Origin of the sequence: Psychrobacillus sp. FSL W7-1457, assembly GCF_038593405.1 — a bacterium.
Classification (GTDB): domain Bacteria; phylum Bacillota; class Bacilli; order Bacillales_A; family Planococcaceae; genus Psychrobacillus.
Genome location: NZ_CP151993.1, coordinates 328,955 through 343,626, shown reverse-complemented (window position 1 = coordinate 343,626; position 14,672 = coordinate 328,955). Strand labels below are relative to the sequence as shown.

12 protein-coding genes are annotated in these 14,672 nt (G+C 37.7%); 3 read left to right on the top strand and 9 right to left on the bottom strand.

Translation table 11 applies throughout. The features are described from left to right. Positions 1-13: 13 nt before the first annotated feature. Positions 14-931, top strand: coding sequence for a DMT family transporter (locus NSQ95_RS01780; RefSeq protein ID WP_342560159.1), 918 nt, complete (start codon positions 14-16; stop codon positions 929-931). Positions 932-957: 26 nt separating this feature from the next. Here NSQ95_RS01780 and NSQ95_RS01775 read toward each other — a convergent pair whose 3' ends face one another. Continuing rightward, positions 958-1,188, bottom strand: a complete 231-nt coding sequence (locus NSQ95_RS01775) for a hypothetical protein (protein WP_340886725.1) — start codon at positions 1,186-1,188, stop codon at positions 958-960. Positions 1,189-1,198: 10 nt separating this feature from the next. Further along, a complete protein-coding gene (locus tag NSQ95_RS01770; protein ID WP_342560158.1) occupies positions 1,199-2,458 on the bottom strand; it encodes a cytochrome P450 in 1,260 nt (419 codons plus the stop codon). Positions 2,459-2,900: 442 nt separating this feature from the next. On the opposite strand from NSQ95_RS01770, the gene NSQ95_RS01765 reads away from it, so the two are divergent. Continuing rightward, positions 2,901-3,530 (top strand): dienelactone hydrolase family protein, encoded by a 630-nt coding sequence (locus NSQ95_RS01765; protein WP_342560157.1) that lies wholly within the window; start codon positions 2,901-2,903, stop codon positions 3,528-3,530. Between the two features lie 123 nt (positions 3,531-3,653). Here the strand turns inward: NSQ95_RS01765 and nagB are convergent, their stop codons facing one another. Both nagB and nagA read right to left on the bottom strand, forming a co-directional pair. Further along, the gene (gene nagB, locus NSQ95_RS01760) at positions 3,654-4,361 is read right to left on the bottom strand and encodes a glucosamine-6-phosphate deaminase (protein ID WP_342560779.1); all 708 of its coding nucleotides are present in this window, start codon (positions 4,359-4,361) and stop codon (positions 3,654-3,656) included. A 1-nt stretch (position 4,362) separates the two neighbouring features. Next, positions 4,363-5,535, bottom strand: a complete 1,173-nt coding sequence (gene nagA, locus NSQ95_RS01755) for an N-acetylglucosamine-6-phosphate deacetylase (protein WP_342560156.1) — start codon at positions 5,533-5,535, stop codon at positions 4,363-4,365. A gap of 273 nt (positions 5,536-5,808) precedes the next feature. Between nagA and NSQ95_RS01750 the strand changes: the two genes are divergently transcribed. Next, positions 5,809-6,513, top strand: a complete 705-nt coding sequence (locus tag NSQ95_RS01750; protein WP_342560155.1) for a hypothetical protein — start codon at positions 5,809-5,811, stop codon at positions 6,511-6,513. 83 nt (positions 6,514-6,596) lie between these two features. Here the strand turns inward: NSQ95_RS01750 and NSQ95_RS01745 are convergent, their stop codons facing one another. From NSQ95_RS01745 to NSQ95_RS01725, 5 genes are all read right to left on the bottom strand, one after another. After that, entirely contained in the window at positions 6,597-8,231 is a 1,635-nt protein-coding gene (locus NSQ95_RS01745; protein ID WP_342560154.1) for a thiamine pyrophosphate-binding protein, read from the bottom strand. Between the two features lie 14 nt (positions 8,232-8,245). Continuing rightward, on the bottom strand, positions 8,246-10,987 hold the full coding sequence (locus NSQ95_RS01740) for an EAL domain-containing protein (RefSeq protein WP_342560778.1): 2,742 nt from the start codon (positions 10,985-10,987) through the stop codon (positions 8,246-8,248). Between the two features lie 562 nt (positions 10,988-11,549). Next, complete coding sequence (locus NSQ95_RS01735; RefSeq protein WP_342560153.1) at positions 11,550-12,335, bottom strand: ABC transporter ATP-binding protein; 786 nt, start codon at positions 12,333-12,335, stop codon at positions 11,550-11,552. A 20-nt stretch (positions 12,336-12,355) separates the two neighbouring features. Beyond that, entirely contained in the window at positions 12,356-13,570 is a 1,215-nt protein-coding gene (locus tag NSQ95_RS01730; protein ID WP_342560152.1) for an ABC transporter substrate-binding protein, read from the bottom strand. 38 nt (positions 13,571-13,608) lie between these two features. Beyond that, positions 13,609-14,670 (bottom strand): branched-chain amino acid ABC transporter permease, encoded by a 1,062-nt coding sequence (locus tag NSQ95_RS01725; protein ID WP_298472206.1) that lies wholly within the window; start codon positions 14,668-14,670, stop codon positions 13,609-13,611. Positions 14,671-14,672 lie beyond the last annotated feature (2 nt).

The window sequence follows — 14,672 nt, the reverse complement described above, 5'->3', positions numbered from 1 at the left end:
CGGTGAATGATAGATGAATACAAAAGCTTTTTTTCTCGCAATTATGACTGTAGCTATCTGGGGATCTTCTTTTGCAGCTATTAGTGCAAGCTTAAATGGAGGCTTTCCTCCGGGTCACTTATCTTTATATAGATTTTTGATAGCCTCACTTATTTTTGCTGTTGTAGCATTCTGGCCAGGAAGTAAATTTAAACTTCCTGAGAAAAGTGACCTATGGAAAATATTAATTTTAGGGTGGATTGGTATTAGCCTCTACCATGTTTGCGTGACATTTGGACAAATGACCATTTCTGCAGGGACTGCAGGTATGCTTATCGGTTCTGCACCAATTGTTACCACAGTGATGGCTGTAGTTATATTAAATGAACGATTAGGAAAAGTAGGATGGGTAGGATTAGGGTTTGGCTTTGTTGGAATAATACTTATTGCTTTAGGGACTGGGGATTCATCCTTTGATATCTCTCCAGGAGTATTCCTAGTTCTAATTGCAGCTTTTGCCACGTCTATTTTTTTCGTATATCAAAAGCCTTTATTTAAGAAATATAGCGCTATTGAGCTTACTGCTTATTTTACTTGGGCTGGTACTGTACCATTTCTCTTTTTTTCACCTGGACTATTCGATACTCTTCAAAACGCAACTGTAGAAGCAAATCTATCTGCGATTTACATTGGTATATTTCCTACAGCATTAGCCTACCTCACTTGGGCAATAGCGTTATCTAAGAGCGATGCCAGCTCTATTTCCAATACATTATACGCGGAGCCAGTTGTTGCTATAATTATTACTTGGATTTGGCTTCATGAGCTTCCTTCTCCACTTTCTATTGTTGGTGGGACCATTGCAATAAGCAGCTTGTTACTCGTTAACTTGTATGGAAATAAACAGCGGCTGACCTTAAAGCAAGAAAATACAGCCAAAAATCACATATGAAAAAAGGTACCCATGAAGACTATGCTTCATTTGGGTACCTTTTTACTTTTATCTATGCGATGGTATTCAGACAGTTGGATTATACGGACGTTCTTCGTATTCAATTCATGGTAGATGCCTCTACTGTCCCAAAAGGAAATAAACTGATCTCTTTCATTTCGAATCAGACTCTCCGCTTCCTCCGATGATTCCAAGTGAATAAACCTTCTTATATAATGGTTTTCATCAAAGAAGTAAGTAATTTTAAATTCTTTCATATTTAGTCTCCTATTGTTGCTTGCTTTTTACATTGGCCATTATAACCTTACTATGTGGAAGACTTGGGATACTTACCATGCTATAGCTTAAATCCTGATTTGGAAGGTCGTAAGCTAGCTTATTTGCAAGATATTGAAGGCTCACCTTCATTACTTCAATAGTTACCCACTCTCCTGCACAGCGATGGCCCATATTGAAATCTCCACCGCCTTGAGGTATAAAGCTAAACGGGCTTTCGTCCCACTGTGCAAAACGATCGGGATTGAAAATTTCTGGGTTGTCCCATAGATGAGGATCATGGTTGGTTCCATACAAGTCTAATAAGGTTAAAGTTCCTTCTTCAAATTGAAAATCGTTCCAGATAAAGTCTTTTTTCACTCTAGCTATTGTCGCAGGAAAAAAAGGATAAAATCGTCTGACCTCCTGTACAAACATTTGAAGGAATTCGTCCTCTTTTAAAAGTTTCGGTTTATTTTCAGGATATTGATGAACGGCCAATCCGGTGAAGGTAATATAAACCGAGATTGCTACGATCGGTCTAATAATATTCAGCACTTCTACAGCAACTATTTCTTTATCTAACAGTTTGCCATCTATGTCCTTATGAAAAGAAAAACTGTTGAGAGCAGTTCCGTCTGGCGGCTGTAGCTGGCTATTTCTTACTTGTTCCACCAGCTCTCCAATCCAATCCTCTAATTCTTTTCTAGCGTGTCTTCCCATCCAATGTTCAGGTCCCAGCGCAGAAGCAGACTCAAATAATTTAGTCAGCTGCTCTGTCCGTTTTTTTACTTCGTCATCATTCAATGGGACACCTGCCCATTCACACGCCAGCTTGCATAATAATTCTCTGGATTCATCATATAGAACGACTTGGTCTTTCTGTTCCCATTCTTTACTTTTGATATCCCAATATTTTTGAGTAAGATGGTTTAAACGCTCTAGATGATTTGGCGTCATGATAGACATGAACATCCCTTTTCTATTTCTATGCTCTTCCTCGTCCAATCCTTGAACTCCGCCTACTCCAAATAGTGTCTTTTGAAGTCTTTTTGGAGCTGCACCCGTTCTTATGAACTTATCGTTATCATAGAAAAGCTTAGCTGCCTCTTCGCCACCCATACAGATTGCCTTCTGCCCCAGCAGTCTTGTTTCAAAGATATTAGATGCAAAGCTTTTACGTCTATTCGCTAAAAACATATACCCCTCACGTAACAATGTGAGACTATGATCTAGACCCTCTTCCTTTGGCATCTGCCTTGAATTAGTCATTTAACCATCTCCTTATTTGCTTCTATTGTTTGTTTACTTTTCCCTTTTTAATCTGGTTAAAACAAGAAAAGCATAATCGCCTGTCACTGCCCCGACAGGCAAATGGAGAAAAGAGAGGAGGTAGGTCCTCAGCCACCGGAGCTTTTATCCATGTGACCCCGAGGGGCAAGGCGGTGGAGCTAGACATCAAGAAAAGCGTAATCGCCTGTCACTGCCCCGACAGGCAAATGGAGAAAAGTGAGGAGGCAGGTCCTCAGCCACCGGAGCTTTTATCCATTTGACCCCGAGGGGCAAGGCGATGGAGCTAGACATCAATTTATCCCCAGGTTCAGAACTTTATAATTTCCTAAACAACAAGAAAAGTCTTTGCACTTATCTTTTATCATTAAATAAAGCATATGATAGAATGTATTTACTACAAGAAGGAAGGAAGTAGCTAAATATGAAGTCCCCTTTTACATATAAATATATAGCACCGACCACTAAAGGAAATGACCAGCCATCTCTTTTCTTATTTCATGGCATGGGCAGTAACGAAGAGGATTTGCTCCAGCTTGTAAGCGAATTAGAAGGTAGCCACCATATATTTAGTTTGCGTGGACCAATTGTATTTAACCCTGGATATGCATTTTTCACGATTGAGGAAGAAGGAAGACCAGAAAGACAAGTTTTTGATAAGGTAGTAACTTATCTACACCAATTTATTGCAGAGGCCGTGCAGGAATACGGCTTAGATCAAAGTAAAATAAGTTTAGTTGGCTTTAGTCAGGGTGCTGTATTGGCACAAACAATAGCTCTCACTATGGGAGATGTAATAAAAGGAGTAGCTGCCTTAAGCGGTTATTTACCTGATTTTGTGAAAGAGGAATATAGAAAGCACCCTGTCGATCATTTGACTATGTTCATTTCGCATGGGGAATACGATTACGTAATTCCATCTCATTGGGGATTAGAAAGTAAAAATTATTTTGAGGAACTTGGAGCTAATGTTACATATAAAACATATGAGGACGGCCATGGAGTTGTTCCAGAAAACCAGCTTGATTTAGTTAATTTCCTAAAACAATTGTAGAATAATCGTTTTTTTGCACATATATCAATCTCAATTGAAAGAGAAGAATGAAATTTATTCTTATTTAAAATGTTTGAGGAGATACAACATCTTCCTCAAACATTTTTTTAATACTATATATGTTTAACTTCCATAAATAATTGTTACATGAGGATGCATCTTTAAACAGCTTGCCGGAAAATCCTCGGAGATGCCTTGTTCCTTAATGCGATTCAAAGTCTCTATTTTATTTTCACCAAATGCCAATAACACAATCTGCTTTGCCATCATAATTGTTTCAATACCCATTGTAATGGCTAGCTCTGGGACTGATTTTCCTTCTGGAAAGTATTTAGCATTATCCTGTTTTGTTTTATCTGCAAGCTCGACAACATGTGTTCTTGATTGAAAAGACGTACCTGGCTCATTAAATCCAATGTGTCCATTAACACCAATCCCTAGTAATTGAAGATCAATTCCGCCTTTTTGTTCAATCTGATGCTCATAACGGGCACATTCCTTCTCTAAATTCGTTGCTAAGCCATTTGGAAGATAAACATTTTCTCTTGGAATGTTTACATGTTTAAATAGATGCTCCTGCATATATTTATGGTAGCTTGTAGCTTCCTCCGGCCCGATCCCTACATATTCATCCAAGTTAAACGTACTTGCTTTTTCAAAAGAAATATCACCTTTTATGTAGCATTGCACTAATTCTTTATAAAAGCCTATCGGAGTTCCTCCTGTTGCTAATCCTAATACACTAGATGGCTTTTCTATTAATTGCTTTTCAAAAATAGTAGCTGCCATTTTACTCATTTCTTCGTAAGTTTTAACTTCCAACCATGTTATATTACCTTTGCTCATTAGAATAACTCAGCCTTCCTCTACAAAAAGTATATTGTACTTCAAAGGAGTTATTTAGCAATACAATGTCGGCATCCTTCCCAACTGCTAAACTCCCTTTTCGATCGTCTACTCCTAATCTTTTCGCTGCATTTGTTGAGGTTATTTTCACTAACTCATGAAGCGGTAAATCAGTTAAGTCTCGGATTTTCCGTACACCCTCATTCATTTTTAGCACACTTCCAGCTAATGTACCCGATTTTAAGGTAGCAGTTCGACCAACCACCTTGACCTCCTGATCGCCAAGTGAATAGTTTCCATCCGGAAGTCCTTTCGCTCGCATAGAATCCGTAATGAGAATGACTCTATCCGGCCCAATCACCTTAAACACTAATCGAAGCATATTGTCTGATAAATGTATCCCATCCGCAATCACTTCACAGAAAAGCATTTCATTCATGAATCCTGCTCCAACCATCCCAATTTCTCGATGATGAACACCTGTCATCGCATTAGTAAAATGCGTTAGATGTGTTAACCCATTCTTTACTGCATTATTAATGTCTTGATAGGACGCCTTCGAATGACCTGCGGAAGAAATAACTCCTTTTTCTTTTAAATACTGAATCATCACAAAATCTTCGTCAAGCTCAGGAGCCAATGTAACCACCTTCAAATGGGTTAGTTGTTCTCCAAACCAATTTTGTAATCTATCAACCGAAGGCTTTTGTATATGCTGAACCGGCTGGGCCCCCGCCTGCTCTGGATGTATAAATGGCCCCTCCAAATGAAAGCCAAGCATCTCTGCTCCCTGATTTTCTATACTCTCCTTCAGGAATTGAGTGTTTACTTCTATCGATTGTTTAATTCTCTCTGATGAGTGAGTAATAGTTGTTGCTAAAAAAGATGTTGTTCCTTCTTGAGGCAAATATTCGGCAATCTCTTTCGTAGCCTTGAGATCTCCATCCATAAAATCAGCCCCCGCAGCGCCATGAATATGGATATCTATAAAACCAGGCATTGCAACATATCCCTTACCATCAATGACTTCTCCATTAAACTCTTCCATTGTACCTTCAGATATAGATGCTATCTTTCCATCAACAATTAAAATCTCCCCATCGATTAATTGGCCATCCTCTAAGCACATTTGAACATTTTGAATAAGATAATTACTCATAGGCACACCTTCCTATAAAATATATTTACTTTTAAATAAATTTAATATTTCTAAATAATCATATAATATAAACGTATAAAATTATATACTTAAATTCTATGAAATTGATTAACGATTCCTACAAAGGGGTATTTCTTAAGTTGATTCTTTCAAAACTTTTAAAATCAGCAGGAATTACAGCTTCAAAAATGAGGCTTTTAACATTATTCTTTAAATAATGTAAGCACCCCATCCACTTTTATTGTATGATAATTAAAAATAAGGAGGAATATTATGCCATTCTTACACTCTCCAAAATACCATCCGTCTATAGATGAAGTAATCATCCAAACCTTAAAAAGTGAAGGCGTTGAAAATGAATTAATTGAAGACAAGTTAGTAGAAATGTCTAAAATAGAAGCTATGGATCGGTATTTTAGTTCCAAAGCAGTAGAGGTAACTACCGAATCTATCGCTCATTTTATATCCCATGCTTTTTACATAGATTTAGACAAAGCATACTTGTTAGACATAGATACTGCTGAAAACCTGAAAGAGCCTACTCCAAAGGCAGCCATTACATGGTTCCTGGAAAATCAACAGCACGATTGGACTGGAGAGCAAATTCGCATTCTCCTAAAAAAACTATTTGGTATAAATACAAACGGGCTTGCATTTTTAGAAAATAAGAAAATCTCTTTATATTCTAAAAAGCAATGGATTCTAAAACAGGACCATGATTTGTTTATTGTTTCTACTGGGGTAAAAGATATAGACGTTTACATTTTAGCAACTGATTATTTTAAACAAAAAACTGGATTAGATGGCTTACCAGAGAATTTACACGAAAAGCTAAACGAGCTTGGATTCAGTTATAATCAAGAAAAAATGTGCTATTATTTCTGCACAGAAGACGGACAATCAGTTGAAGATTCATTTAAAGGCCAGGTCCTAAATAGTTTGATAGAAGTAGCCCGCACGACATATAATGATTTATAAAATACAAGTGCTTTGCAGTATGATAAGGCAAATATAAAAAAACTCCTATCTCGCAAACACTGAGATAGGAGTTTTTATATTAATTATTTTCCAAAGGATGATAGAAATTTAACTCGATCGCCCATTGGAGGGATACTATTATCTACCAATGAAATCTCTAATACAGCTGGGCCATTCATCTGCAGGAGACTGTTTATGACTTCCTCATTCAAGTCTCTCATTTCTTCTATACGAACACTAGGTATGTTCATAGCCGCTGCCATCGCTGCAATGTTAATCGGCTCTTGCGCAAAGGTTGGATGAACCCTTTTGTATTGCAGATTGTGCCCGTGGTAAACCATGCCTAAGCGAGCATTGTTCATCACAACAAATAGCACAGGGATATTGTATTCCTTAGCAGTCAATATTTCCATTCCATGCATAAAGAAACACCCATCACCGGTAATGGCTACTGTAGGACGATCTGGTTCAGCAAGCTTAGCTCCTATTGCAGAACCTATACCACTACCCATAGCTCCAAAATGGACATTTATATCAAATGTACTGTATTCAAGGACATCCATGTCATGTATAACGTAAGCCATAAATTCTCCAATATCTATTGTGTATCGGGTAGATGAAGGAAGGTACGACTGTAACTGAAGTAACACATTCTTGGTAGTATAATCTTCATGACTTTGGACATTATCTTTTCTATTAAAGGCCATTTCTTTCCTTGTTATTCCAAGAGTTTTGAGCTCTTCTATTAATGCAGAAAGGCTCAATTGAATATCACCTAGGATAGGAATATCAATCGGGTACTTGCGATTAAAGACGGTTTCATCAAAATCCATTTGGACCGTAAATCGCCCATCTGTCAGGCTACCATTATAGTTATTAGTAGCTGTTTCTCCAAGACTGGAACCGATGATTAATAGAGATTTTCCATCTCCGTCATTTATAAGACTTGTAGCTTGTTCTGTAGCAGCAAATCCAAATACCCCTGCAGACAATGGATGATCTTGACGAACAAAGCCCTTTGCGACCGGTGTTGTCATAATCGGCCACTCGAGCATCTCTGCCAATTCAAATAATAGGTCGACTGAATTTCTAACCCCTTGACCTACAAATATATAACCGCTTTTTCTTTCGACTAACTCCTTAGCTGCCTGTTTAATCATGTCGAGATTCGGTAGAACTTCTTCCCTTACCAAAATAGTAGGAATCTCTTCGTTACCACACGGACCTTGTTGAACATCAATAGGCATAGCTATATGTACTGGACCAGGAACACCTGAAACTGCTATTTTGGTAGCCTTCATAATTTCCTTTAATAAATCCTTTGAGTCTCTCACTGTTACACTATACTTCGTGACAGAATGATAAATCGGATCCGCATCAAGCTCCTGCGATGCATTCAAGCCTTCTGTACTTACTGGCACAGCTCCCGTTAAAAATAAAATTGGCAAGTGCTCTCTCATTGCATTAGCTGCACCGGTGACTAAATTAGTACCTCCAGGACCGCTACTTCCAATACATACACTCAGCTGATTCGAGTATTTCGCATAGGCTGCAGCCATATATGAGGCAGCACCCTCATGCTTAGTAATTATGGGAGTAATCTCCGGCATATCATATAATTCATCAAAAAATGCATTTACAGAGCCTGCAGGTATTCCAAAAACGTGTTGTACTCCAATCCCCTTTAAATATTCCAACACAGAACGAACAGCTTTCATCCCATTTCCCCCTATTAAATTAAATATTTATCTTTCAATGCACCTGCTTTTAAAGGAACACTAAAGTAATAACCTTGCATTAAATAGCAGCCCTTTGATAAAAGAAAATCTAATTGTTCCCTTGTTTCGACACCTTCAGCGATTACATTGAGCTTGAGATTTTCTGCTAATGTAATGATTGTATTAGTAATAGCTGAATTACTATCATCATCTTCTCTAATATCTTGAATAAAAGATTTGTCTATTTTCAAAGCATCAATTGGAAAGTTTTTAAGATAGCCTAGCGAAGAATATCCTGTTCCAAAATCATCTATCGCTATCTTTACACCAATCTCTTTAAGTTGCTCCATCATTTCAACAGTCAAATCTTTATTTTTTATGATTTGATTTTCCGTCAATTCTAAGTGCAAGAATTCTGGTGCTAGGTCTACGTCAGATAAAACTCTCTGCACCATTTCTACTAAATCATTTTCTTCAAATTGTCTGCTGGATAAGTTTACCGAAACACTCATAAAGTCATTTCCTTCTTTATGCCACTCTTTCAACTGCTTACAGGCATTCTCCAGTACCCATTCTCCAATCGGCACAATTAGCCCTGTATCCTCTGCAATTGGTATAAAATCTGCAGGAGAAATCATCCCTTTTGTTGGGTGTATCCATCTTAAAAGAGCTTCCACTCCTATTATATCGTTCGTCCTACTATCAATTTGTGGTTGATAATACACATCTAATTCGTTCCGATCAAGCGCCTTATATAGAGCATTTTCTAGCTTAATGCTTTCTAATGACCTGGTATTCATCTCCTGTTCAAAGAAGTGGAATCCTGTACCAGATTTTTCCTTGGATTTGTACATGGCCGCATCTGCATTTTTTATCAGTACTTCCACATCCACGCCATCTTTTGGAAACATACTTATCCCTATGCTCGTCTTAATATAAATTTCATTTCCCATTAATGAAAAAGGTTGCGAGAATATGTCTGAAATCCGCTCAACTGCTTCGAGTACATCTTTTTTAGATTGAATATTAGGCAAGACAACCGTAAATTCGTCTCCCCCTTGTCGAGATGCAATCGCATCTGTCGGGATTACTATTTGAAGACGGTTTGCCACTTCTCTAAGTAATAAGTCTCCATAGCTATGTCCTAAACTATCATTTACTAATTTAAAGCGATCTAGATCTAAGTATAAAACTGCTCCTTGTTGTTCCTTATCTTCTAGTATTTTTTTTAACTTATCATTCAGCAAGACCCTGTTTGGAAGATCTGTCAAACTATCGTAATAAGCCAAGTATCTGATCTCTTCCTCCATTTTCTTTCTTTCAGTAATGTCTTTGAACGTTACTACTTGCCCAATAACATTGCCATCTTCTACAATCGAGGAGAGAACGTATTCTACAGCTAATTTTGTTTTATCTTTCTTACAAAACATTTGCCCAGTTTCTCCAAAGGATGAATGTTCAGGCTCTTCGCAAATGATACTAGAAGATAGAGTACCGATCAGCTCTCCCTTTTCATAACCTAGCATCTTTTCACTAGCTGGATTACAAAACGTAATTCTTCCGCACAAATCTATTCCAAAGATTCCTTCACCTGCAGAGTTTAATATTAATTCTTTTTCATTGCTAAGATGCTGAAGCTCATGAACAACTCTTTCCAGCTCCGTATTTTTTACACGTATTTCAGAGGTTCTCTCTTCTATGATCGTTTCCTGCTTGTCCATGAAAAGCATATTAGAAAGACTAGCTGCAGTTGCATCTACAATGGATTGAGCTAGAAGTATATCAGACTCAGAATACTTTAAGTCTTCTTCATCTAGATTTACAACAGCAATTACCCCTAATACTTCGCCCATTGTTACTAATGGAAGCAGATACATTCCTGTTATCCCAAATGTTCTACATGCATCATGATTAGGTCGCTCATCTGCAAAAACATCAGGTATCATAATTGCTTTTTTAGTTTGAATGACGTCCTGAAACACAAGGTCATTTTCATCTACATTTAATTTTTTATGTGTTTTCATCCATTCTTCTTCAGTCCAATCACTATTTTGACTGAGACTTGCTGGCTTAATATTCTTATCAGCCATAGGATCCAATAAATGAACGCCAATATTGTAGTTGCCCAGTACTTTCCCTACATAGAAGAAGCAACGATCGATTACTTCCTGCATGGTGGAACACATAGAAAGCTCTCGAGTATGGTCTAGAAGCAATTGCTTCTCAGCTATTAGGTTCTCTTTTCTAGTAAGGTTGGTAGCATTTTGAATAGCAACCCCAGCCATATTCACATAAGCCTCTACGGTTTGAATTTCATCCTCCGTCAGGTTCATCGGCGTGCCGTAATCAAACAAGAAAACTAGTCCAAAAAGCTCGTTTTCAAAAGAGATAGGAAGAGCTAGTAAAGATTTTATCTGAAAAGCTTTAACATTCCTTGGATCTGGTCTAGTATCCTTAGAGGTATCTGGTATATATATAGTTTTTTGTGTTTCTATTACTTCTTTAGCAAGCAAGTCATATTCCGTCTCAATTAAATGCATATCTAACGTAAAACCATTAATATATTCGGGTTTCCCTACGAAGCCCCTAAATTGTCCATCCTGCTGTGGCAAATAAATCCCTACAGAATCACATTGAACAATTTCCTCAGATATAGCCTTGACGACTTGCTCCAATACCTCTCTAAGATCTAGCTTTGTATTGATTAGCTTAGTTATATGGGCTAGACGAGAATATCTCGTTTGCTCTCTCACAATAAAGTACCTCCATTTTTAATAATCTATAAATCTTTAATATAGATTAATTAATATCTATATTAACACCTTTTTTTGTAAATAAATCTAGTATTTTTGATATGTTTATATAATAAACAAAAAATAATCATTTTTATATCTTTTTTATCAAAGAGATAGATTTACCTATTAATACTTTCCCTTTTTTCATTAAATATAAACTAAAAATATAGCACTTAATGCCTATTTCGTTAAAATATTTTTATATGCCGTTTTTTCTTCCAATGAAATGGCGAAACAAGTGCATGGCTTGGACAAAAGTCTCCTCGAAATAGAATGTATTTGTTTTCCGCTACAGCGCGCACTTTCCGGGCACAGCCTCAACCTCCTAATTGCTTTGCTTCACTTAGGCTTTAGCTTGGACTGTTCACTCAGGAGCCGCGACTTCCTCTCCAATCAACGAGAATAGAGAATTTATTATTAGAAATCAGTTACCTTCAAAAAAGTAAAAACGTGAAATCAAATTTCTGATTTCACGTCTTTTAATTGATTGACTAGTAATGTCCCAGCCTTATAGTGAGCTAGTTTACCAAACCATTCGCTGTTTACGTCCAGCTCCTTTATTATCTCTATAATTTTTCTCTTTGCCAATGCCTAAATAATGTTCCTTAACTTCTGTGTTTGATAGTAGACTCGCAGCATCACCCTGTAAAACTACTCTACCATTTTCCATTATATATCCGTAGTCAGCTATCGATAGAGCAACATTGGCATTCTGTTCCACAACTAAGATGGAAGTACCTTCCTCTTCATTTATTTGTTTTATGTTTTGAAATATTTCCTTGACCAATAAGGGTGCTATTCCTAACGATGGTTCATCTAATAGCAGTAACTTTGGCTTTGCCATGATTCCTCTTCCTATTGCGAGCATTTGCTGTTCTCCCCCCGAAAGGAAACCCGCTTTACGGGAAGCTAAAGGTTTTAGCTTTGGAAAATACCCATAGATTTTCTCTATATCTTTTTTTATATTAGAACGATCCTTTCGAGTGAATGCCCCAGCTGTTAGATTCTCCTCGACCGTCAAGTCCTTAAAAACTCGTCTACCCTCCATGCATAAGAAAATGCCTTTCCTTACAATCACATCAGTAGTTAGTCCCTTCAATGACTTGCCTTCAAATTCAATCGTTCCATCAGTTAGCTGTCCATCTTCCGCATAAAGTAAACCTGAAATCGCTTTAAGCGTCGTAGATTTCCCTGCACCGTTACTGCCTAAAAGAGCTACGATGTCTCCATTCGGAACATTAAGAGTCGTTCCCTTTAAAGCTAAAATAATTTTTGAGTATACTGCTTCTACATTATTTACCTTTAGCATGCCAGCTCCTCATTTCCACTTTAGTCCTTATAGCTAAAGTAATCTGTTAAAGGCTCCCATTTGCCGCCCTTCACTATGCCTAGACGAGTCTGCTCCGTGCCTGTATGATTGTCCGCACTGAAGCTTACCGGTGCTCCAAGTCCGCCAAGGTCAAAGTTATTTAAAGACTCAAGACCTGATCTAATCTCTTCTCCTGTAATATCGCCATCCGGATGTTTTTTAGCCGCTTCTTCTATACCAGCAACCATAATTTTAGCAGCCGACCACCCTTGGATAAATTTCTGATTGATATCTTCTAGTGTTTTTCCCTCACCTTTTAAATATTCCTCTACCTCTGCCATCCCTGGTTGATCCTCGTATGGTAAAGCATGAGATAGAATACCAATATAGCCCTCCGCTACATCTTCCCCTACTATTGTAATAACTCCTTCACCAGAGGCCCAGTTTAACCCTATAAATTGGGTATCTATGTTCAGTGTATTAGCATCTCTAAGAATTGTAGCTGTTGCGCCCCAGGTTTCTTGGATAATTGCATAATCTGGATTTTTCTTCTCCATATTCAATAACTGAGATTGTGCTTCGGTAGCTTGTACATCAACAATTTGTTCATCTACAATCTTTATACCAATTTCAGCCGCGTACGCTTTAATATCCTCGATTGGAGAACGCCCAAACGCTGTATCGTTATACAATAATGCTACCGTTGGTTCAGAGCCTTTATGGTTATCCTTAATCCACTTTAATACAGTTCTCCCTTGATCAGAGTATGAAGCAGCCACCAAGAAGTTATAAGGACTCTCCTCTAAGTTTTTTAGGTTCTCAGAATAAGATGCAGAGAAGAAAGGAAGCTTGTCGCTAGCCACTTGTTGACGTAATGCCTCTGTGTCTCCCGTTCCCCAGCCAAGTACAGCAGAAACTTTTTCTTTATCTCGCAGCTCTTGGTAAATTTTTTGGGCTTCTGGAATAGAATAAGCATAGTCCTTCCCATTCAAAACCAAATCTACGCCTTCTATTTCTCCTTTATCTTTAGCATATTTGAAATACGCTTTTTCTCCCTCTGCGTAAGGGGTTCCAACGTCTCCAGTACCACCAGTAATATCATATAGTCCACCAACAACTACTTTTCTCGCGCCATCACTGCTTTCAGATGTACCTTCCTCTGAACAAGCCCCTAGTAATAACACGAAAAGAATCCCCAATATTTTGTATACAAATTTATTTTTTCTCAACTTCATCAACACTCCCCTTGTTTCTAATAGAAAACGAAAACTAGCTAATAAGAAAATGGCCAAAGCTTAAAGTATTTCTTAAAATTGAGCCAAATATGTGCGAGTCCTCCTGGTTCAAAGATTAAAAATAAAATAATGACAGCTCCAAAAACAAAATCCTTAAAAGCTGAAAACAACTGATAGAAGTCTGGCATAAAAGCTGCCAAAACATCTACGAAGGAACCTAGCAGTACAGGTAACAATGTTATAAAAGCTGCTCCTAGAATAGAACCAAATACACTTCCTAAGCCACCTATCAAAATCATTGCCAGGTATTCTATAGACACATGAAAGTTGTATAGTTCTGGACTCACAATCATTGTGTAATGTGCGAGTAAAGCTCCAGATATACCGACAAAGAACGAGCTAATAACAAATGCCATTACCTTATATTTAAATAAATTGATCCCCATTATTTGTGCAGCTATATCTCTGTCTCGGACAGCCAAAAAGGCTCTTCCAGTTCTTGTTCTCAATAGATTAGTAGCATACAAGACGGTAAGTAACAAAATGATGACACATAAATAATAATATTGTGTATTACTCGTTAAAGAAACGTCCCCAACCTTTGGACGGTTCAATACCATTCCAGCAGTACCACCTGTTAAACTATCCCAGCGACTAATAACAAATAAAATGATAACTTGCGCAGCTAAAGTAGCAATAGCCAAGTACAAACCCTTTAGTCTGAGGGAAGGAACACCGAACAAGCCCCCTATTAAAGCTGTAACGATTCCAGCCAACGGTAAAGAAATCCAGAAGCTTAATCCATAGGTGGAAGTAAGAATTGCTGACGTATATCCACCTACACCTAAAAAGGCGCCTACTCCAATCGATATTTGCCCAGTGAAGCCCGTCAGTATATTAAGTCCGATTGCCCCAATCGCTGAAATAGAACAGAGAGTAAGAAGACCAATCCAATAATTAGTAGTAACTAATGGCAGCAAGAGGACCATGGCTACTATTAACAAACCTTTAATCTTGCCAGAGGTTGTTCCAAACATTTTTGCATCATCTAAATAAGAGATCTTATAATTACCACTTTCTCTAACAAACAGATTCCTCATAG

Coding starts and splice junctions, on each gene's coding strand:
- NSQ95_RS01775 (WP_340886725.1), bottom strand. CDS start 1,188: ATGAAAGAATTTAAAATTACTTACTTCTTTGATGAAAACCATTATATA.
- NSQ95_RS01735 (WP_342560153.1), bottom strand. CDS start 12,335: ATGCTAAAGGTAAATAATGTAGAAGCAGTATACTCAAAAATTATTTTA.
- NSQ95_RS01780 (WP_342560159.1), top strand. CDS start 14: ATGAATACAAAAGCTTTTTTTCTCGCAATTATGACTGTAGCTATCTGG.
- NSQ95_RS01730 (WP_342560152.1), bottom strand. CDS start 13,570: ATGAAGTTGAGAAAAAATAAATTTGTATACAAAATATTGGGGATTCTT.
- NSQ95_RS01725 (WP_298472206.1), bottom strand. CDS start 14,670: ATGAGGAATCTGTTTGTTAGAGAAAGTGGTAATTATAAGATCTCTTAT.
- NSQ95_RS01770 (WP_342560158.1), bottom strand. CDS start 2,458: ATGACTAATTCAAGGCAGATGCCAAAGGAAGAGGGTCTAGATCATAGT.
- nagA (WP_342560156.1), bottom strand. CDS start 5,535: ATGAGTAATTATCTTATTCAAAATGTTCAAATGTGCTTAGAGGATGGC.
- NSQ95_RS01750 (WP_342560155.1), top strand. CDS start 5,809: ATGCCATTCTTACACTCTCCAAAATACCATCCGTCTATAGATGAAGTA.
- NSQ95_RS01745 (WP_342560154.1), bottom strand. CDS start 8,231: ATGAAAGCTGTTCGTTCTGTGTTGGAATATTTAAAGGGGATTGGAGTA.
- NSQ95_RS01765 (WP_342560157.1), top strand. CDS start 2,901: ATGAAGTCCCCTTTTACATATAAATATATAGCACCGACCACTAAAGGA.